Consider the following 18,556-nt stretch of genomic DNA (forward strand, 5'->3'; position numbering starts at 1 on the left):
CCCACCGATCCACTGTCTCCTCGAAACACCCCTACTAGACGGAAGAAACACCATGAGAAGAAGACTGCTGATCAGTTCAGACGCGAAGAACGAAGTCGACGACCAGTTCGCCATTGTCCACGCACTCCTCTCGCCCTCGATCGACATCGTCGGCATCGTGCCCGCGCACTTCGGTCAGCGGACATCCGCCACGAGCATGCTCGACAGCCGAGCAGAGGTGGACCTGCTCCTGCGTCTGCTCGACATGACCGGCGACATCGTCGTCGAGAACGGGGCCGCGACAGCGATGACGGATGCGGCGACTCCGCTGCCGTCCGACGGGGCCCAGTTGATCGCTCGCGAGTGCCTGCGACCGGGGCCGCTGTTCGTGGCAGTGTTGGGACCGCTCACCGACGTCGCCGCGGCGATCCTGCTGGAGCCGCGAATCGTCGAGAACCCGGAAGTTACGATCGTCTGGATCGGCGGCGACCCCTACGACGAGGTCCATGCGGCGGGTCTCGGTTACGAGTACAACCTCAGCAACGACGTGATCGCCGCGAACATCGTGTTGCAATCAGGGATCCGCGTCCAGCAGATTCCGTGGACGGTGTACTCGATGGTTGGCGTCGGCTTCGCTGAACTTGACGAGAAGATCGCGCCCTTCGGCGCCATCGGCGACTACCTGGTCGGGCAGGTGCGTGAGTACAGCAGCGAGTTCGGAGACGAAGTGCGTTCACTCGGAGACTCACCGGCGATCGGCGTCGTGCTCCACCCCGTGGGCGTACGGTGGCGTCACCACCCGGTGCGCCACTTCGAGGAACCCGGACGCATGACCAACCGCTCGGTCGAGGGCGGACGGTCGCCGTAGCCGACTCGGTGGACGTCCGCTTCCTCCTCGAGGACATGTTCGCCAAGTTCCAGCGCCTCGGGCGTCGCGAAACCCAGGGCGAGCGCACGTCGAACGACGACTTCGGAGCGGGGTAGGTGCTGAACGGCGCTGCTGGTCGCTCTCGAGCCAGGCGGCGCGGGCGGCCTGCATACAGAGCGAAGACTGTGCCGACGACCGCGGCCGCTCGCGGGTCGTCGGGTGGCTCCTCGAAGCGACGCACTTGAGCCGAAGGGGCACCGAATACGTGGAGTGGGACCGCGCGTGAACAAGGGAGAACCACTCAACGGAAAGCTTGGAGAAGAGTGGTGCGATGTAGCTGACCTGCTCACCCGAAGCGCTCGAATCGTCCGGAGTTCTCGTGTCCGCGGATGAAGAATGCGTGCTGCTCACAGGCAGGAAGTCGCTCCGACCCGAGCGCCCTCCGGGAACTCGGCGCTCGCTTCTCGTTCGTCGGCCGCCGGATGCGCGTCGGCGTCGATGGCGAGGACATCTCCTGCTTGACCTGCTCGTCTTCCGCGCCGAGCAGCGGCGGTTCATGGTGATCGAGTCGACGACCGGACGGTGTGAGCCGACCTTCACCTGTCAACGAGGCGTCTCCGTCGCGTAGGCGGCGTCAGCCGCCGCCGGGTCCGCCGGCTGACCGGGCGCGAGTGCGCCGACCTGCTGGCGCCCCGACCGGCGCGCTGAGGCCTGGTGGGCACGGGATCGACGCGGCGAGCACGCGCGATCAGGGCGAGCGGAGCACGCGAGTCGGTCTCCCCCGGGCCCTAGGCGTCGGAGTCGAGGCGGCTCGACGAGGGGCGGTCCCGCGCAGGCGCGCCCGTGTCCGGAGGCGACGGCTGCGGCTCCGCGAGTCCGATGGTGCTGACGATCGGAAGGGTGCCCGTGCGGGGGAGGGGCTCCGCGGCGATCGAGGGCGGACCGGAGGCGCCGGCCGGCGCCGGGGCGGCGGAGGCGGTGCCGTCGGCGTAGAGGACGTCGGCGGCCAGGGCCTCCTCGAGGCCGCGGTCCCGGCGCGTGCGTGCGCGGACGGGAGCGACGGCGCGGACGACCGGGGTGCGCAGTCGGCGGTACGCGAGGCGGCCGAGGGTGACGCCCCCGGCGAGGCCGACGGCGATCATGCCCGCCTGGAGCAGCAGGTCGATCCCGCTGGTCGGCGAGCCGCCCGAGGTGAGGTCGAGCACGCCGCGGTAGAGCGTGAGGCCGGGGAGTAGGGGGACGATGGCGCAGGCCGTGGTCACCACGGCGGGAATCCGCATCCGCTCGGACAGCGCCTCGCCCAGCAGGCCGATGGCGAGGGCGGGGACGGCGCTGGCCATGAGGGGTGCGGCGCCCAGATCGAGGAGCGTGTCGGAGGCGAGCCAGGCACCGGCGCCGGTGATCGCGGTGAGGAGCGCCGCGCGCGGGGCGTGTGCGACGAGAGCGCCCAGGCGCCGGCGGCGACGCCCGCTCCGAGCACCTGCACCTCGGCCGGCCAGGGACGGGCGTAGGAGTCGACGAGCACGAGGTCGACGCCGAGCGTGCGCGCGACGTCGAGCACCGCGGCGATGCCCACCACGATGCCGAGAGTGAGCAGCCCGACCTCCAGGAGCCGCCCGCCCGCGGTGATCGGGAACCCGTTGATCGCGTCGTCCGCGGCGCCGACGAACGAGAGCCCGGCCAGGAGCACGACCACCCCCGACGCGACGACGAGCGCCGGAGGCAGCACGGCCAGCTCGATCGGCAGCTGCGGCACGACCGCGAGCAGCAGCACCGCGACCCCCGTCGCGATCGCGGCGCCGGCGATCTGCTGGAAGAAGGCGGGCAGCCCCCAGCGCCCGAGCAGCCGGCCGGCGGAGTCGATGAGCGCGGCGGTCGCCGCGGCGACGAGGACGACGAGCGGTCCGCCTCCCAGCAGCAGCGCGACTCCCGCCGCCATCAGCGCCAGAGTGAGCGTGACGACGCCCCGGCGGTAGCGGTGCGGCTGCACGAGGATCGCGTCGAGCCGGTCGTGCGCCGCCTCGAACTGGTGCCGCGCCTCGTCGCGCGCGTCGGAGGAGTCGACGGCGTCGGCCACCCTCACCTCGGGCGAGCCCTCGGTGATCGCGGCGACGAGCGCCGTGACCCGGGCGAGCCGCTCGTAGTCGGCGCTGCGGGTCTGCACCACGCGCAGCACGCTCACGCTGGGCGAGTCCTCGCCTCCGTCGTGCACCACGAGGATCGACGTGAAGGTGAGGTCGACCTGGACCTCGATGCCGTACGCGCGGCAGACGCGCTGGATCGTCTCGGTGACCTCGGCCGCCGCGGACCCGAGCGACAGCAGCGTCTCGCCCAGCCGGACGGCGAGGTCGAGCACGCCGCGCACGGTCTGCTCGGCGAGCAGCGCCCGCTGGGTGCGCCGGCTGACCGGCGCGGCGGGGGTCTGCCCGCTGAGCTTGCCGACGACCTGCTGCAGGAGACGAGGGGAGCGCATCCTCCGAGGGTAGGTCCGGGGGCGGGTGCCCGGGGCCGCCTCGGGGGCGGTCGGGCTGTCGTCACTCCGCGGCCCCTGGGAGGGACGTCGGGCCCGTTCCGCGTCCACTCGCGCGCAGCGGCGCGGGCGGCAGGACGCCGAACGGGGTGCGGCGGAGGATCAGCGCCCGGACTGCGTCGACTCGGCGAGCGCTCCCGGATCTCTCCGGGATCGGCGGGGCAGGTAGGGCTCTGCGCGAGGCAGCCCCTGGCTCCGGACGCCGCTCGGGCGTCCGGAGCCGCGCCGCGGTCAGCGCCCGAGGCGGAGGAGCTGCTGCCTCCGCTCGCGCTCGAGCAGGTCGGCGCGCTCTCGGCGGAGGGCGGCGACGTCGGCGTGGTCGAGAGGCCGGCGGCGCTCCCGCCTGCTCCACGCGACGAGCGCGACTCCGACCCGCAGAGCGAGCCGGTCGAGCAGGCCGGCGAGGCGGCGGTGAGGGGGTGGGCGTACCGGGTCGCCCGGAGTGCGGTGTTCATGAGGTGTCCTTGCCGTGCAGGCGCGCGGGCGCGCCGAAGAGCGCCGCGAGGGCGCGAGGAGGAGCGCGCTCGAGGGCGCGCGGAGGCACCGCCGCGGAGGCGGTGCGGGACCAGCGGAGGTCCGGGACGGGACGACGGTCCGTGCGGGGGACCCGCGGGACCGGGAGCCTCGAGCGTCGTCACCGTCTGAGCGATGACGAGCGCGGGGCTCGACCGGTCAGGCGGAGTGGACGCCGGAGAAGCCGGCGGTGAAGTGCGCGAAGTGCGGCATGCCTGGCTCCTTTCGTTGGTTCGGCTCCGTCGACCGTAGCGGGACCGGTGCGGACCTGGCAAGAGCCTGGGAGCGGCGGATCGCCGATTCGCCGGATTCCGGCTCCTGGGGGCACGTTCGGCTCGTGAGAACACGTCCGGCTCGCGGGAACACGTCCGGCTCGCAGGATCCCCCGACTCCGACGAGCCGAACGGATTCCTGCGAGCCGGAGGTGATCCGGAGGCGCCGCGTCCGCGTGCGCAGACGGGTCAGTGCGCTCGGGGCGTGTACCGCACCGGAGGGAACGCGGTCCGCACGATCGCGCGAAGCGATTCCAGCGACCCGGTCACGAGTCCCTGCGCCCGCGCCTGCACCAGGATGTTGCCGATCGCGGTCGCCTCGACCGGGCCGGCGAGCACGGTGCGGCCCGTGCGGTCGGCGGTCAGCTGGCACAGCAGCTCGTTCTGCGATCCTCCGCCGACCACGTGCACCGCGTCGATCCGCACGCCCGAGAGCGCCGAGGCCTGCTCGAGGGTCACCGCGTACGCCTCGGCGAGCGACTCGAGGATCGAGCGCACGAACTCCGCCCGGGTGCGCGGCTGGGCGAGGCCGCGCTCGACGCACCACTCCACGATGCGGCCCGGGATGTTGCCCGGGGCGACGAAGCGCTCGTCGGCGGCGTCGAACGTGGTGATCGGCCCGCGGATCGCGGCGGCCTCGGAGAGCAGCAGCGGCAGCTCGATGCGCTCGCCCGTCTGCTTCTCCCAGGTGCGGATGGATTCGGACAGCAGCCACAGACCCGAGACGTTCTTCAGGTAGCGGATGCGCCCGTCGACGCCGCCCTCGTTGGTGAAGTTGGCGGCCCGACCCTCCAGCGAGACCACCGGCTTCTCCGAGTTCGACGCCGACGAGCGACCAGGTTCCGCTCGAGATGTACGCCACGTTGTCGTCGGTCGAAGGCACCGCGACGACGGCCGAGGCCGTGTCGTGGGAGCCGACGGCGACGACGCCCAGGCTCTCCGGCGCGCCGAGATCGGCGGCGACGGAGGGCAGGAGCGAGCCGAGCCGGGAGCCCGGCTCGATCAGCGGCGCGAGGATCCCGCGCGGAAGGTCGAGGCGCGTGAGGAGGTCGTCGTCCCACGCGCGGGTGTGCGGGCTCAGCAGGCCCGTGGTCGAGGCGTTCGTGATCTCGGTCGCCGCGACCCCGGTCAGCCAGTAGCCGATGAGATCCGGAACGAGCAGCGCCTGATCGGCGAGCGCGAGCACGTCCCGCTCCGCCGCGAACTGGAACAGCGTGTTGAACGGCAGGTGCTGCAGGCCGTTCCGCTGGTAGAGCTCCTCCGCGCCGATGCGGGAGTGCACATCGGCGACGCCGCGCGCCGTCCGCTCGTCGCGGTAGTGGTACGGGGCGCCGAGCATCCGCCCCTGGCGCAGCAGCGCGTAGTCGACGGCCCAGGAGTCGACGCCGATCGAGACGACCTCCGGCTCCTCGCGGAGGGCGTTCGTCAGCCCCGCGGTGAGCGAGCGGTACAGCTCCAGGATGTTCCAGTGCAGAGCGGAGGAGTCGCCCTCGTGGGTGCGCACCGGCTGGTTCGGGAACCGCGCGACGTGGCGCATCCGCAGCTCGTCGTGGCCGACGTAGCCGAGGATCACGCGTCCGCTGGTCGCCCCGAGGTCGACAGCGGCGACGGCCTTCATCGCAGGAGCCCTTCGGTGGCGGTCATCGGAGGAACGCCGCCGCGACTCCAGCGTCAACGGGGACGTGCAGCCCCGTCGTGTGCGAGAAGTCGGACGTGCAGAGCGCGAACACGGCGTTGGCCACGTTCTCGGGGACGACCTCGCGCTTGAGGATCGTGCGCTGGGCGTAGAACTTGCCCAGGTCCTCCTCCTCGATGCCGTAGGTCTTGGCGCGGTTCGCGCCCCAGCCCGACGCGAAGATGCCGGAGCCGCGCACGACGCCGTCGGGGTTGATGCCGTTCACCTTGATGCCGTGCTCGCCGAGCTCGGCGGCCAGCAGGCGCACCTGGTGGGCCTGGTCGGCCTTGGTGGCCGAGTACGCGATGTTGTTCGGGCCGGCGAAGACCGAGTTCTTCGACGAGATGTAGATGATGTCGCCGCCGAGCTTCTGGTCGACGAGCACGCGGGCCGCGGCCTTCGAGACGAGGAACGAGCCCTTCGCCATCACGTTGTGCTGCAGGTCCCAGTCGGCGACGGTGGTGTCGAAGAGCGACTTCGAGAGCGAGAGCCCGGCGTTGTTGACGACGAGGTCGAGCCCGCCGAACGCGAGCACGGTGGCGTCGATCGCGGCCTGCACGGCGGCCTCGTCCGAGACGTTCGCGGCGACTCCTATCGCGACGTCCGTCGATCCGAGCTCGGCCGCGGCGGCCTGCGCCTTGGCGAGGTCGAGGTCGGCGATGACGACGCAGGCGCCCTCGGCGGCCAGGCGCACGGCGATGGCCTTGCCGATGCCGGAGGCGGCTCCGGTCACCAGTGCGATGCGGGACGCGAGCGGCTTGGGCTTCGGCATCCGCTGCAGCTTCGCCTCCTCGAGCGCCCAGTACTCGATGCGGAACTTCTCGGCCTCGTCGATGGGCGCGTAGGTCGAGATGGCCTCGGCGCCGCGCATCACGTTGATCGCGTTGACGTAGAACTCGCCGGCGACGCGGGCGGTCTGCTTGTTCGCTCCGTACGAGAACATGCCCACGCCCGGCACGAGGACGATCAGCGGGTCGGCGCCGCGGATCGCAGGGCTCTTCGGGCGTCGCGTGAGCGTCGTAGTAGGCCTGGTAGTCGGCGCGGTACGCCTCGTGCAGCGCGGGGAGACGCTCGAGGATCTCCGCGACGGAGGCGGTCGACGGCAGGTCGACGAGCAGCGGCTTCACCTTGGTGCGGAGGAAGTGGTCGGGGCAGGAGGTGCCGAGCGCGGCGAGGCGCGGGTGCTCGGTGCTCGCGAGGAAGTCGAGCACCTCGGGGGAGTCGGTGAAGTGGCCGACCCGAGGGCTGTCGTGCGAGGCGATGGCGCGCAGGTGCGGGGCGAGGGCGGCGGCCTTGGCGCGGCGCTCCTCCTCGGGCAGGGCGGCGTAGCCCTCGAGGGCGGGGCCGAAGGGCTCCGGAGCGCCGTGCTCGGCGATGTAGGCGGCCGCGGTCTCGATGATGCGGAGCGAGTTCGCCTCCGCCTCCTCGCTCGTGTCGCCCCAGGCGGTGATGCCGTGGCCGCCGAGGATCGCGCCGATCACTCCGGGGTTCGCGTCCTTGATGGCGGCGATGTCGAGGCCGAGCTGGAAGCCGGGGCGGCGCCACGGGACCCAGGCGACGGTGCCGCCGAAGGCCTCGGCGGTGAGCTTCTCGCCGTCGGCGGCGGTCGCGAAGGCGATGCCGGAGTCGGGGTGCAGGTGGTCGACGTGCGCGGCGTCGACAAGGCCGTGCATGGCGGTGTCGATCGAGGGGGCGGCGCCGCCCTTGCCGTGGAGCGTGTAGTCGAACGCGGCGACCATCTCGTCCTCGCGGTCGAGGCCGGGGTAGACGTTGACGAGCGCGCGCAGGCGGTCGAGGCGGAGGACGGCGAGGCCGGACTCCGTCAGGGTGCCGAGGTCTCCTCCGGAGCCCTTGACCCAGAGCAGCTCGACGGGCTCGCCGGTGACGGGGTCGGTCTCGACACCCTTCGCGGAGGTGTTGCCCCCCGCGTAGTTCGTGTTCTTCGGATCGGCGCCGAGGCGGTTCGAGCGGGCGATGAGCTCCGCGGCGGTCGAGGACGAGGCCATGACTTCTCCGTCTGATTGAACGAACTTGTTAACTGTTACAGAAGCTAACAGGACGCGCGGTCCGGGTCAACGGCCCGGCGCCGTGGAACCGGCGCGCAGCCGTCGAGGGAACCCCCGACCGTCGAGACGTCCCGCTGCTCCTGGCTGTCTCGACCATCCGGGGTTCCCTCGAGGATCGGGTCAGCGCAGCTCGACCAGTGCGCGGAACGGCTCCAGCCGTGCGTCCGACGGAGCGAGCTCGGTCACCATGACGCTGATCGCGTCCCAGTCGAGCGCCCGGGCGAGCGCCGAGCGCTCGAGCTTGGTCGAGTCGACCAGCAGCACCGTCTCGGTCGACGCGGAGACGAACACGCGCTTGACCTGCGCCTCCTGCAGGGTGACCTCGCTGGTGCCTTCCGTCGAGACGGCGGAGGCGGAGGTGAAGAAGCGGTCGTAGTGCAGCTCGGCGGCGCTCGAGCAGGCGAGGGGTCCGACGAAGCTGTCCGTCTCCTCCTCCAGCTCGCCGCCGATGAGCACCACCCGCGCCCTCGTGGTGCGGGCCGAGGCGTGGTTCTCGAGCGAGTTGGTGGCGACGAGCAGTCGAGGGGATTCGGCGGCGGCGCTCAGCAGGGTGCCCGCGGTGGAGGAGGCGTCGACGGCGATGGCGCCGGTGGCGGGCACCAGGTCGACGGCCTTCCTCGCGATCTCGCGCTTGGCGGCGGCTCCGGCGGCGAGGCGCTCGGCGAAGGGGCGCGGACGCAGAGCAGGCACCGCCCCTCCGCGGACCCGGCTGAGCCGGCCCTCGGCCTCGAGATCGGCGAGGTCGCGGCGCACGGTCATGGTCGAGACGTCGAGCTCGGCGGCCGCCTCGTCGAGCCGCACGGCGCCGTCGCGCTCGAGGAGCCCGATCAGGCGCGCTCGCCGCTCCGCCGAGTCCACCGTGGCCATGCCGCTCCCGTCCGCGGCGCGTCGGCGCCCGCGGCCTCGAGCGTATCGCCCGGCCGCGAGCACACTCCGGTTCGCAGAACCTCGGCTGGGCGAGGGTGGCGGCGGCCGACGGATCCCGGCCGCGCAGCCGAGGTTCCGCGGGCGAGGGGCATCGACTAGCCGGAGGTGCGCCCGGTGCCGTCGGTCGGCACGTCGGCCGCCGCTCCGGGCCGTTCCTCCGGCGACCGACGCCGGCGCGCTCGCTCGCGGCCGATGACGACCGCCACGAGTCCGGCGCACACGACCGCGATCACCGCGACGGTGCCTCCCGGCCCGATCGACGGGGCGAGGGTCGGCGCCACGAGCACTGCGGCCGCGGCGGGCAGCACGACCCCGGCGTGCAGGGGCTGCCTGCTGCCCAGCGGAGCGTGCACCAGCCACATCAGGAGCAGGTACGAGGCCACGGGCACGGCGACCGCCGCCCCGAGCACGACCTCGGACGCCTCGAGATGCCCCGCCGTCGCTGCGACCGCGGCCTCCAGACCGGACCCCAGGGCGGCGAGCGCCGCGAAGACGAGGAAGTGGGCGTAGCCCCACCGGTAGGACAGGCTCCGCCGCGCTTCGAGGAGTTCGCCCGACGGGTGCAGGTACGACAGCCACCACAGGGCGAAGACGAGGACGAGGGCCGCCAGCGACACGAGGACGAGTGGTGAGCTGACCCCGCGCTCCGCGAGTGATCGCTGCATCCCGGTCACCGCCGCGAGCACGCCCTCGCCCAGCAGGATGATCGTGAACAGCCCGTACCGCTCGGCGATGTGGTGCGGATGCCAGCTCGGCTCGCCCGCCCGGGCGGCGTACAGGGGGACGCAGAGCTCGAGCGCCGCCAGCAGGACGAAGCTCGCGACCTCGGCCTGCTCGGGGAGCAGGAGCCGCAGCAGCCAGCCGACCTGGACGAGGGTGAAGCCGACCGCGCTGCGGAGGGCCGATCGTCGATCGGCCGCCGAGGACATCGCCACGCGGACCCACTGCGCGACCAGTGCCAGCCTCATCACGGCGTACCCGACGGTGATGGCGGTGAAGTCCCCCTCCTCGAACGCCGACGGCACCCCCGCGGCGAGCACCAGCACGCCCGCCATCTGCGCGAGGGTCAGCAGGCGGTACGGCACGTCATCCGTGTCGTAGCCGGAGGCGAACCAGGTGAAGTTCATCCAGGCCCACCAGATCGCGAAGAAGACCATGCCGAAGGGGAGGAGCGTCTCTCCGGCGTGGCCCTCCTCGACGGCGTGGGCGAGCTGCTGCACGATCTGGGCGATCGCGACCACGAAGGTCAGATCGACGAGCAGTTCGAGTGGACTGGCCGCTCGGTGCTGCTCGTCGACGGGACGCGGGCGCATCCGGACGACGAGGGGGAGGACGGCGCCTGTCACGGAGTGCTCCTTCGGGGGCGGGATGCGGGGAGGGCATGCGGTCATCCTCCACCTCGTGGCCCTCCTGCCGGGAGAGTGCGCGGGGCTCGGTGCAGGAGCGCGGCGGAACCCGGCCTGTGAGGGGAGCAGGACGGGTCGTGGCGATCGGGTCGCGTCGCCCGGCGCGAGTACACCGCCTCCGCTTCTGTCAACGCCCTCCAGTTGCGGCTGCCCGCGGTTCTACGGTGGCGGCGTGATGCAGAAGAGCGGACGGATCCCCGCGGTGCTCGTGCTCGTGCTCGCCCTGGCGGGCTGCTCCGGGCCCGACACGGCGGCGGCCGAGAGCACGGCCGCCGCCTTCGAGGCGGCGCTCGCGCAGGGCGACGCGGAGACGGCGTGCGCGCTGCTGACCCCGCAGGCCGCGGCGGCCGTCGCGGAGGAGGAGGGCGCGGACTGCGCTCAGGCGATCGGCTCGCTCGGGCTCGAGGCGGGCCGCGGCGTCCCGCGCGCCGAGGCGTACGGGCAGGGCGCCATCGTGGAGCTCGACGGCGACATCGTGTTCCTGGCGGCGAGCGGGGACGGCTGGCGCGTCCGCGCTGCGGGCTGTGTGGCGACGACGGAGGACGCCCCCTTCGACTGCAGGATCGACGGTTCGTGATGCGCGCCGTCTTCGCCGGCTGCCTGACCCTCGTCTCGGTCGGCCTGGTCTACTTCGTCGCTCTGGGGGTGCTGCACCGATGACCGCGATGCTGCACGGGGAGCGGACGGCGGCGCCCGCCCGCTCCTTCCTCCGCGACGACTCGCTGACGCTCCTCTTCGCCGGCCTCTTCCTCCTGAGTCTGGCGGGGCAGTCGGTCGCGGGGCTGCTCTCGTACCGGCAGGAGCTGGAGGCCGCCGGTCTCGAGCCGGTCGACTGGCTCCGATACGTGACGTCGTCGAGCTTCGCCGGCGACGTCGCCGAGAACTGGCAGTCGGAGTACCTGCAGTTCTTCCTCTACATCGCCGCAACCGTGTGGTTCGTGCAGCGAGGCTCCTCGGAGTCGAAGAAGGTGTCAGAGCGGGGTCCGGGGACCGACGAGGAGCAGCGGGTGGGGGAGCACGCGGAGGAGTCGTCGCCGCACCCCGCGAAGGCGCCGCCCGGTCTCCGTCGCTGGGTCTACTCCCACTCCCTGCTCCTGGTGATGGGCGCGATCTTCCTCGGCTCGTGGTTCGCGCAGTCGGTGACCGGCGCCGTCGCCTACTCCGAGCAGCAGCTGATGGACCTGTCGGCACCGGTCTCGTGGGCGGAGTACCTGGTCACCTCCGACTTCTGGAACCGCACGCTGCAGAACTGGCAGTCCGAGTTCCTGGCGGTCGGCAGCATGGCCGCGCTCTCGGTGTACCTCCGCGAGCGCGGGTCGCCGGAGTCGAAGGCCGTCGGGGCCCCGCACGCCGAGACGGGCGGGGCCGAGTAGGGCGGTGCGGGTCAGGCCGCCCGGACCGCCTCGACGTCGAGCACCCAGGTGACGCCGAAGCGGTCGCGGAGCATCCCGTAGAGAGGGGCCCATGACGCGGGAGCGAGCGGGGCGACGATCTCGGACCCCTCCGACAGTGCTTCCCAGTACCGGGTGATCTCGTCGGCGTCGGCGCCGCGCACCGAGACGAAGACGGGGATCGTGCCGGGCTGGTACGGGGTGCGCGACGGCACGTCGTAGGCCATGACGTGGAAGCCGGCTTCGGAGACCACCTGGCCGAACGAGAGCTGGTCCGCCTCGGCGGGATCCGTCACGGCGTGGGCGTCGGCGTAGGTGAACGCGTCGAGCCGTCCGCCGAAGACCGAGCGGTAGTACTCGAGCGCCGCGCGGGCGTCTCCGCGGAAGTTCAGGTGGGTGGTGGTGGTGATGCTCATGTCGGCTCCTCGTGATCGGCCGGGACGTCCTCCCGGTGACGCTCACGCTGCCAGGGGAAGCGGACGGATCCTGTCCTCTTCTCGATCTAGGCTTCGTGACATGGCTTCTCCCAGTGCTCGGATGCTCCAGCTGCTCTCCCTGCTGCAGTTGAGGCGGGACTGGCCGGGTGCGGTGCTCGCCGAGCGGCTGGGCACGACACCGCGGACGGTGCGGCGCGACGTCGATCGGCTGCGCGAGCTGGGCTGACCGCATCCGCGGGGCGAAGGGGCCCGACGGGGGCTACCGGCTGGAGGCCGGGTCGGAACTGCCGCCGTTCCTGTTCGACGACGATCAGGCTCTGGCGCTCGCCGTGGCGCTGCGGTCGGCTCCGCTGACGGGCACGGGGCTCGAGGAGGCGTCGGCGCGAGCGCTCGCGACGCTGCGGCAGATGCTGCCGCAGCGAGTGGCGCACCGGCTCGACGCCCTGCGGTTCACGACGGCGCCCGCAGCGGGGCCGACGGTCGCTCCGGAGGTGCTGATCGCCGTCTCGACGGCGGTGCGGGCGTCGGAGGAGCTGCGGTTCGCGTACTCGGAAGCGCCGCGGCGGGTCGAGCCGCACCACCTCGTGGCCCGGCAGGGGCGCTGGTACCTGATCGCGTTCGATCTCGAGCGCGAGGACTGGCGGGTGTTCCGCGCCGATCGCGTCGTGGCGCCGGAAGCCGGCGGTGGACGGTTCGCGCGCCGAGCGGTGCCGGGAGGGAGCCGGCGGCGTTCCTGACCGCGCGGTTCCGCGGGTCCGAGGACGGGGCGTGGCCGTGCGTCGGGAGCGCGGTGCTGCGCGCGCCGGCCTCCGCGGTGCTGCCGTTCGCCGAGGAGGTCGAGGATCTCGGCGACGGGAGCTGCCGCGTGAGGGCCGGTTCGTGGTCGTGGGAGGCGCTCGCGGCATCGTTCGGGCGCTTCGGTGCCGAGCTGGATGAGGCCGAGCCGCGGGAGCTGGCCTCGGCGTTCGAGGTGCTGGCGCGGCGGTTCGCGGCGGCGGGTGCGGGTCCGGTGCCGGGGGCGGCATCGGCGGAGGCTCCTCCACAGGGCTGATTCCGCGCCGGGCTTCCCGGATGCGGGAGAGAGGTGACCATACTCGGATGGGTCCGGGCGTACGGTTCCGGAACTGCTCCATCGGGCAGCCCGCCCCGCAGGCGGTCCACCTCTGCTGAACGGAATCCCCATGTCCCTCTCGCTCACGTCGCCCTCGTTCTCCCGCGCGCCCGGCTCGCGCCGCTCCTTCGTCGCCGCCCTCGCGCTCGCGGGCACGATGCTCGTCGCACCCGCTGCGGCGGCGGCGTACACGACCGCGTACCCGGAAGGGGGCACCTGGTACTACGGCGTGAGCAACGGCACCGTGCTGTCGTCGTACAACCATCCCTCGAAGTGGCACCGGGCCTCGGTCAACAACGGCACCAACTGGCGATCGAACTGCACCCAGCCGAATCGTCCCGCCTCGGTGAGCGCGCCCGCGCGCAAGAACGTCGTGGACAGCGCCTACTACTCCTTCTGCTGAACCGAGAACCGAGGGAGGGTGCGACGAGTGGTCTTCCCCTCCCTCGCACCTGGAGGGTGCCGTGAGAAGTCGAAGTGTCATCACGGGGTACGTGCTCGCCGTCGTTCTGGCGGCCGTCTTCGCGTTCCTCTTCGTCAGGGCGTCCGACGCGCGGGGAGCCGTCTGGAACGGAGGCTGGCAGCTCCGGGTCTCGGGGGCGGCCGAGCCGCGGATCCCTGCTGCGGAGCTCTACCGGGAGCTGACCGCGCTCGCAGAAGAGGGCGACCTCGATGTCGTCCGTCTCCTGAGCGATCCCGACGATCCGGAGGGTGTCCGCCACCTCTTCGTCGCGGGCCCCGGCGCCGCGGCCGACCTGCTCGACAGCGGCTACGAGGCCGTCGACACGTCGATCTCGACGACCGTCGCTCCGCTCGTCGACCTCGGTTCGATCGACGCGAGGGGCGCCTACCTCGTCGGCGGTGATCGGGCGGACGCGGACGCCGTTCTCGGCGTGATCGAGGACGCGGGCTGGTCGGGTGCCGTCCACCCGTACCCGGTCGGATTCGACATCGACTCGTACCGCGAGTACGGCGATCTCTCGCGGGCGCTGATGGTGGCATGTCTCGCTGTGATCGTGCTGGTGGGCGCGGGAACCGTCCTCCGCAGTCGGGCTCACGGAGTTCAGCGGCTTCACGGCGCGGGGTTCCTCGGGATCCTGGTCCGGGAGTGGCGATCGCTCGGACCGCCCGTCGCGGCCTGGGCCGCCGCCGGCCTCGCCGCCCTGGCCCTGACCCTGGCGGCGTACAACGGCGTGGCGCAGCTCCCCACTCTCGCGATGCTCTTCGCTCGTCTCGTCTCCGTGCTCCTCGGTGCCGCCCTCGGCGCACATGCCGTCGGGATCGCCCTGACCGACGACCGTCGTCTCCTCGACCAGGTCAAGGGCGAGATCGACGGCTGGTGGGTTCTCCTCGGCGTCTACGCGGTGCGCGTGCCCGCCGTGCTCGTGCTGCTGGCCGTCATCGCCGCACTCGGGCAGAGTGCTCGCGTCGCGGAGCTCGAGAACCGCACTCGGGAGTTCTGGGGCTCCGCTCAGGACGCTGCGATCCTCGGGATCAGCGGTTATCTGAGCGAGGACGAGTATCTCCGCACGATCCCCGCGTTCGCCGACCTCGTCTCCTCGCAGGCGTCCGGGGGCGCGGTCATCCTGGCGGAGCCGGGGCTCTCGGAGGAGCGGAACGTCCTCCTCGTCGACGAGGGCTATCTCCGATCCGTCGAGGTCCTCGGAGAAGGAGGATCGCGGATCACCGATGTCGCGGAGGGGGTCATCACCGTCCTCGAACCGGAGGGCACCAGTGCCGAGCGCAGGCAGGTCGTTCTTGAGGAGCTCCGCTGGTGGCAGGAGACGCAGTCGAGAGTCGCTGTTCCCGCCCCGGCCACTGCGGCTCTGCCAGTCGAGGAGCGGATCACCCCACGGGGCCAGACCCTCTTCACCTTCCGCAGCACCGACGTCGATGTCCTCGCCCGGGCGACGTCCCTGGAGGATCCGATCCTCGTGGTGCTTCCCTCGATCAACGCCTACGCGCCCTCCGAGGTCTACTCGGCGATCACCCGAGGTGCCGTCCTCTTCACCGAGCCCGAGGCGATCCCGGCCGCCCTCGACGAGCGCGGCCTCACCGACGTCGTCGTGTCGATCACCCCCGTCGCCTACCAGGCGAACGAGCAGTACCAGCGGGCGCTCGGCACGCTCTCGATCAACGTGCTGGGGCTCGTCAGCGGGACGCTCGTGGTCCTGCTCACCGGGCTCGTGTCCGCGATGGTGATCGCCGAGAAGGACCGGCGGCGGGCGTTCGTCCACCGCATCGCCGGCCTCCCTCCGCCGTCGGCGCACCGGAGCGGTCTCGCGCTCGAGGGCGTCCTCCTAGCGGGGGCGGTCACCGTCGCCGTCGTGCCGATGTGGCTCCGGGATCCCCGCGACGTGCGGACCGTCCTCGACCTCGGCACCGTCGACACCGAGGAGTTCGTCCTCGAGCAGTCGCTGCTCGCGCTCGGCGTGACGGCGCTCAGTTCGCTGCTGCTCGTCGTCTGTCTCGCCCTCGCCCGTCGTCGCGCCGCCCGCCCGCGGTCCGACGACTCCTGACCGCCCGTCCCGGCCCGCCTCTCGAAAGGACTCCCGTGATCCACGCCACCGCCCTCACCAAGGGCTTCGCCCGCCGCCCCTCTGGACCGGCATCGACGTCTCCGTCCCCTCGGGCCGCAGTCTCGCGCTCACCGGCGCGAGCGGCAGCGGCAAATCCACGCTCCTCAACTGCCTCGGCCTGCTCGACGCCCCCGATTCGGGCTCCATCGAGGTCGACGGGGAGGAGCTCACCCGGCTGCGAGCCGGCGGGCGGAGAGGTTCCGGAGGCACCGCCTCGGCTACCTCTTCCAGAACTACGCCCTCGTCGACACCGCCACGGTCGAGCAGAACCTCGCTCTCGCGCTCGGCGAGCGGCGCGGCCGAGCCGGCCGCTTCGAGGGCGCCCTCGACCGGGTCGGCCTCGGCGGGCGGAGCCGGGAGCGGGTGTCGCGGCTGAGCGGCGGCGAGCAGCAGCGCGTCGCCCTGGCCCGGCTCCTGGTGAAGAGCCCGACCGTCGTGCTGGCCGACGAGCCCACGGGCGCCCTCGACGCCGGCAACTCGGCGATGGTCCTCGACGTGCTGGCCGAGCTCGCGGGTCACGGCGCGAGCATCGTCGTCGCCACCCACGACGAGGCGGTCGCCGCATGGTGCGACGACCGCCTGCACCTCACGTCTCCGTGAGCACCCCCGCGCCGATGGCGCCCTCAGAGCGCCACCGTCTCCCGCACCGCAGCCACCGCCGAGTGCCGTCCCGGCCCGAGAGTGCGCGGCTCCGCGCCCTCGAGATCCAGCACCGCCGTCGTCCCCACCGGCACCTCGACCTCGACGCGGAGCTCGCCGTCCGCGAGGGACCAGGCGATCGACGCCCGTCCGTAGGGCGTGAGGTGCGCCGCGCTCGCCGAGGTGAGGCCGCCGCCGGGGCGCGGCCGGAAGGCGATCGAGCGGTAGCCGGGCTCCGCGGGAGCGAGGCCCGCGACCACGCGGTGCAGCCAGTCCGCCACTGCTCCCAGCGCGTAGTGGTTGAACGAGGTCATGGTGCCGGGGTTCACCGTGCCGTCCGGGAGCTGGCTGTCCCAGCGCTCCCAGATCGTCGTCGCGCCCTGCGTCACCGGGTAGAGCCACGACGGGCAGCCCCGCTCGAGCAGCAGGGCGTAGGCGCGCTCGGTCCAGCCCGTGCCCGACAGGGCGTCCGAGACGATCGGAGTGCCGACGAAGCCGGTCGAGATGCGGTCGCCCGCGGCGGCCACCAGCTCGGCGAGACGGGCGCCGGCGGCCGGGCGCAGCTCCGCGGGCAGCAGCTCGAACTCGAGGGCGAGCGCGTAGGCGGTCTGCGCGTCGCTGCTCATGCGTCCGTCGTCGGCGACGTAGCGGGCGACGAAGGCGGCCCGCACCTCCGCGGCCAGTGCCAGGAACCGTCTCGCGTCCTCCGTGCGGCCGAGCACCTCGGCGCTCTGACCGAGCCGGCGCGCGGAGTGGGCGAAGTACGCGGTCGCGACGAGGTGCCGGTCGGTCTTGGCGTCCGCGGGATCCTGCGGCGGGGCGTCCGGGTCGAGCCAGTCGCCGAGCTGGAAGCCCTCGTCCCAGAGCCGGGTGGGCCCTGCCAGGCGCTCGACGAGCTCGACCCAGGCCTTCGCGCTGCCGTACTGCGCCTCGAGCACCCCGGTGTCGCCGAAGCGCTCGTAGAGAGTCCACGGCACGAGCACGGCGGCGTCGCCCCAGGCTGCTCCGGGGCGGATCGGCGTCCACATGTGGTGGGCCGGGATCACCGGCACGTACCAGGGCACGGTGCCGTCCGGCAGCTGCTCGGCCTCGACGTCGCGCAGCCAGGACGAGAGCATCCCCGAGACGTCGAAGAGGAACGAGGCGGTCGGTGCGAACACCTGGATGTCGCCCGTCCAGCCCACCCGCTCGTCGCGCTGCGGGCAGTCGGTGGGGATGTCGACCATGTTGCCGCGCATGCTCCAGAGCACGTTCTCGTGCAGGCGCTCGACGAGCGGATCGGAGCAGGCGAACCAGCCGGTGCGCTCGAAGTCGGTGTGCAGGACCCGCGCGACGACGTCGCCCGCGGCGACCGCCGCCTCCAGATCGCCCGGCCAGCCCTCCACCTCGACGAACCGGAAGCCGTGGAAGGTGAACCGCGGCTCCCACTCCTCCCGGGCGCGTCCCGCGAGCGTGTAGACGTCCGTCGAGCGGGCGTCGCGCAGCGGGCGGGTGTAGAGCTCGCCGTCCTGCATGATCTCGGCGGTCCGCAGGGTGACGGTCGCGCCACGCGGACCGCTCACCCGGATCCGCATCCGGCCCACCAGGTTCTGCCCCAGGTCGAGGACCCGGCGACCGCTCGGGGTGCGCAGCACGGCCACGGGGCGCACCTCCTGGGAGCAGCGCACGGGCGGACCCTGGGGAGCCACGAGGGTCGCGGGGTCGCGCTCGGCGACGGCGACCGGCGCCCGGTCCGAGTCGTCGAAGCCGGGGAGGACCAGCCGGCGCGCTCCTCGCGGGCGTCGTGCACCTCGCCGTCGTAGTTGCCCGAGAAGAGGATCGGACCGGTCGCGGCGCGCCAGGAGTGGTCGGTCGCGACGGTCACGCCGGCGGCCGTCGGTGTAGACGATCTCGAGCTGCGCGATCAGCGACAGGTCCGAGCCGTAGAGATTGCGGAACCCGCCGCGCCAGCCCAGCCGGCCCCGGTACCAGCCGTCGCCGAGCCACGAGCCGATCGCGTTGCCGCCGGTCGTCAGAGCGTCGGTCACGTCGTAGCTGTAGTAGCGCAGGCGGCTCGGGTAGGCGGTCCAGCCGGGCGAGGGGTGTCGTCTCCGACGCGCGCGCCGTTGAGCTCGATCTCGTACATCCCGTGCGCGCTGGCGTAGAGCCTGGCCGAGGCGACCT

The 18,556-nt window shown here is 72.6% G+C and carries 15 protein-coding genes and 5 pseudogenes; 10 read left to right on the top strand and 10 right to left on the bottom strand.

Features of this window, described 5'->3' with window-relative positions:
* Window positions 1-52: 52 nt before the first annotated feature.
* Entirely contained in the window at window positions 53-847 is a 795-nt protein-coding gene (locus tag AC0CII_RS18530; protein WP_465230282.1) for a nucleoside hydrolase, read from the top strand.
* 788 nt (window positions 848-1,635) lie between these two features.
* Here the strand turns inward: AC0CII_RS18530 and AC0CII_RS18535 are convergent.
* From AC0CII_RS18535 to AC0CII_RS18565, 7 genes and pseudogenes are all read right to left on the bottom strand, one after another.
* Window positions 1,636-2,346: a threonine/serine exporter family protein gene (locus tag AC0CII_RS18535; protein ID WP_465231003.1), complete on the bottom strand. Its 711-nt coding sequence runs from the start codon at window positions 2,344-2,346 to the stop codon at window positions 1,636-1,638.
* Window positions 2,347-2,408: 62 nt separating this feature from the next.
* Window positions 2,409-3,320: pseudogene (locus AC0CII_RS18540) on the bottom strand (threonine/serine exporter family protein); the annotation flags it as partial.
* A gap of 1,031 nt (window positions 3,321-4,351) precedes the next feature.
* Window positions 4,352-4,966: an FGGY-family carbohydrate kinase gene (locus tag AC0CII_RS18545; protein ID WP_465231004.1), complete on the bottom strand. Its 615-nt coding sequence runs from the start codon at window positions 4,964-4,966 to the stop codon at window positions 4,352-4,354.
* A gap of 142 nt (window positions 4,967-5,108) precedes the next feature.
* A pseudogene (locus AC0CII_RS18550) lies at window positions 5,109-5,780 on the bottom strand (FGGY family carbohydrate kinase); the annotation flags it as partial.
* Window positions 5,781-5,802: 22 nt separating this feature from the next.
* Window positions 5,803-7,843 (bottom strand): annotated as a pseudogene (locus tag AC0CII_RS18555) (bifunctional aldolase/short-chain dehydrogenase).
* Between the two features lie 180 nt (window positions 7,844-8,023).
* Window positions 8,024-8,770, bottom strand: a complete 747-nt coding sequence (locus tag AC0CII_RS18560) for a DeoR/GlpR family DNA-binding transcription regulator (RefSeq protein WP_465226844.1) — start codon at window positions 8,768-8,770, stop codon at window positions 8,024-8,026.
* A 155-nt stretch (window positions 8,771-8,925) separates the two neighbouring features.
* A complete protein-coding gene (locus AC0CII_RS18565) occupies window positions 8,926-10,176 on the bottom strand; it encodes a low temperature requirement protein A (protein ID WP_465230283.1) in 1,251 nt (416 codons plus the stop codon).
* A gap of 232 nt (window positions 10,177-10,408) precedes the next feature.
* On the opposite strand from AC0CII_RS18565, the gene AC0CII_RS18570 reads away from it, so the two are divergent.
* Entirely contained in the window at window positions 10,409-10,813 is a 405-nt protein-coding gene (locus tag AC0CII_RS18570) for a hypothetical protein (protein ID WP_465226842.1), read from the top strand.
* A gap of 79 nt (window positions 10,814-10,892) precedes the next feature.
* Window positions 10,893-11,609, top strand: a complete 717-nt coding sequence (locus AC0CII_RS18575; RefSeq protein ID WP_465226841.1) for a DUF6766 family protein — start codon at window positions 10,893-10,895, stop codon at window positions 11,607-11,609.
* Window positions 11,610-11,620: 11 nt separating this feature from the next.
* Here AC0CII_RS18575 and AC0CII_RS18580 read toward each other — a convergent pair whose 3' ends face one another.
* Complete coding sequence (locus tag AC0CII_RS18580) at window positions 11,621-12,043, bottom strand: VOC family protein (RefSeq protein WP_465226840.1); 423 nt, start codon at window positions 12,041-12,043, stop codon at window positions 11,621-11,623.
* Between AC0CII_RS18580 and AC0CII_RS18585 the strand changes: the two genes are divergently transcribed.
* From AC0CII_RS18585 to AC0CII_RS18615, 7 genes and pseudogenes are all read left to right on the top strand, one after another.
* Complete coding sequence (locus AC0CII_RS18585) at window positions 12,042-12,290, top strand: helix-turn-helix domain-containing protein (RefSeq protein WP_465231005.1); 249 nt, start codon at window positions 12,042-12,044, stop codon at window positions 12,288-12,290. The two genes, AC0CII_RS18580 and AC0CII_RS18585, sit on opposite strands and share 2 nt — an antisense overlap.
* Window positions 12,211-12,801 (top strand): helix-turn-helix transcriptional regulator, encoded by a 591-nt coding sequence (locus AC0CII_RS18590; protein ID WP_465230284.1) that lies wholly within the window; start codon window positions 12,211-12,213, stop codon window positions 12,799-12,801. Before AC0CII_RS18585 ends, AC0CII_RS18590 begins: the two co-directional genes overlap by 80 nt.
* Window positions 12,802-12,854: 53 nt before the next feature.
* Entirely contained in the window at window positions 12,855-13,115 is a 261-nt protein-coding gene (locus AC0CII_RS18595; RefSeq protein ID WP_465230285.1) for a hypothetical protein, read from the top strand.
* Between the two features lie 130 nt (window positions 13,116-13,245).
* The gene (locus tag AC0CII_RS18600; protein ID WP_465226838.1) at window positions 13,246-13,578 is read left to right on the top strand and encodes a lactococcin 972 family bacteriocin; all 333 of its coding nucleotides are present in this window, start codon (window positions 13,246-13,248) and stop codon (window positions 13,576-13,578) included.
* Between the two features lie 61 nt (window positions 13,579-13,639).
* The gene (locus tag AC0CII_RS18605; protein ID WP_465230286.1) at window positions 13,640-15,694 is read left to right on the top strand and encodes a hypothetical protein; all 2,055 of its coding nucleotides are present in this window, start codon (window positions 13,640-13,642) and stop codon (window positions 15,692-15,694) included.
* Window positions 15,695-15,785: 91 nt separating this feature from the next.
* Window positions 15,786-15,869: pseudogene (locus tag AC0CII_RS18610) on the top strand (ATP-binding cassette domain-containing protein); the annotation flags it as partial.
* Entirely contained in the window at window positions 15,863-16,354 is a 492-nt protein-coding gene (locus tag AC0CII_RS18615) for an ATP-binding cassette domain-containing protein (RefSeq protein WP_465231006.1), read from the top strand. The pseudogene AC0CII_RS18610 and the gene AC0CII_RS18615, both read left to right, overlap by 7 nt.
* A gap of 23 nt (window positions 16,355-16,377) precedes the next feature.
* On the opposite strand, the gene AC0CII_RS18620 is transcribed toward AC0CII_RS18615, so the two are convergent.
* Together AC0CII_RS18620 and AC0CII_RS18625 are read right to left on the bottom strand one after the other, a co-directional pair.
* On the bottom strand, window positions 16,378-18,081 hold the full coding sequence (locus AC0CII_RS18620; protein WP_465231007.1) for a family 78 glycoside hydrolase catalytic domain: 1,704 nt from the start codon (window positions 18,079-18,081) through the stop codon (window positions 16,378-16,380).
* Between the two features lie 237 nt (window positions 18,082-18,318).
* Window positions 18,319-18,518, bottom strand: a pseudogene (locus tag AC0CII_RS18625) (alpha-L-rhamnosidase N-terminal domain-containing protein); the annotation flags it as partial.
* Between the last annotated feature and the right edge of the window lie 38 nt (window positions 18,519-18,556).

The sequence above is a fragment of the Rathayibacter sp. AC182 genome (assembly GCF_979253875.1).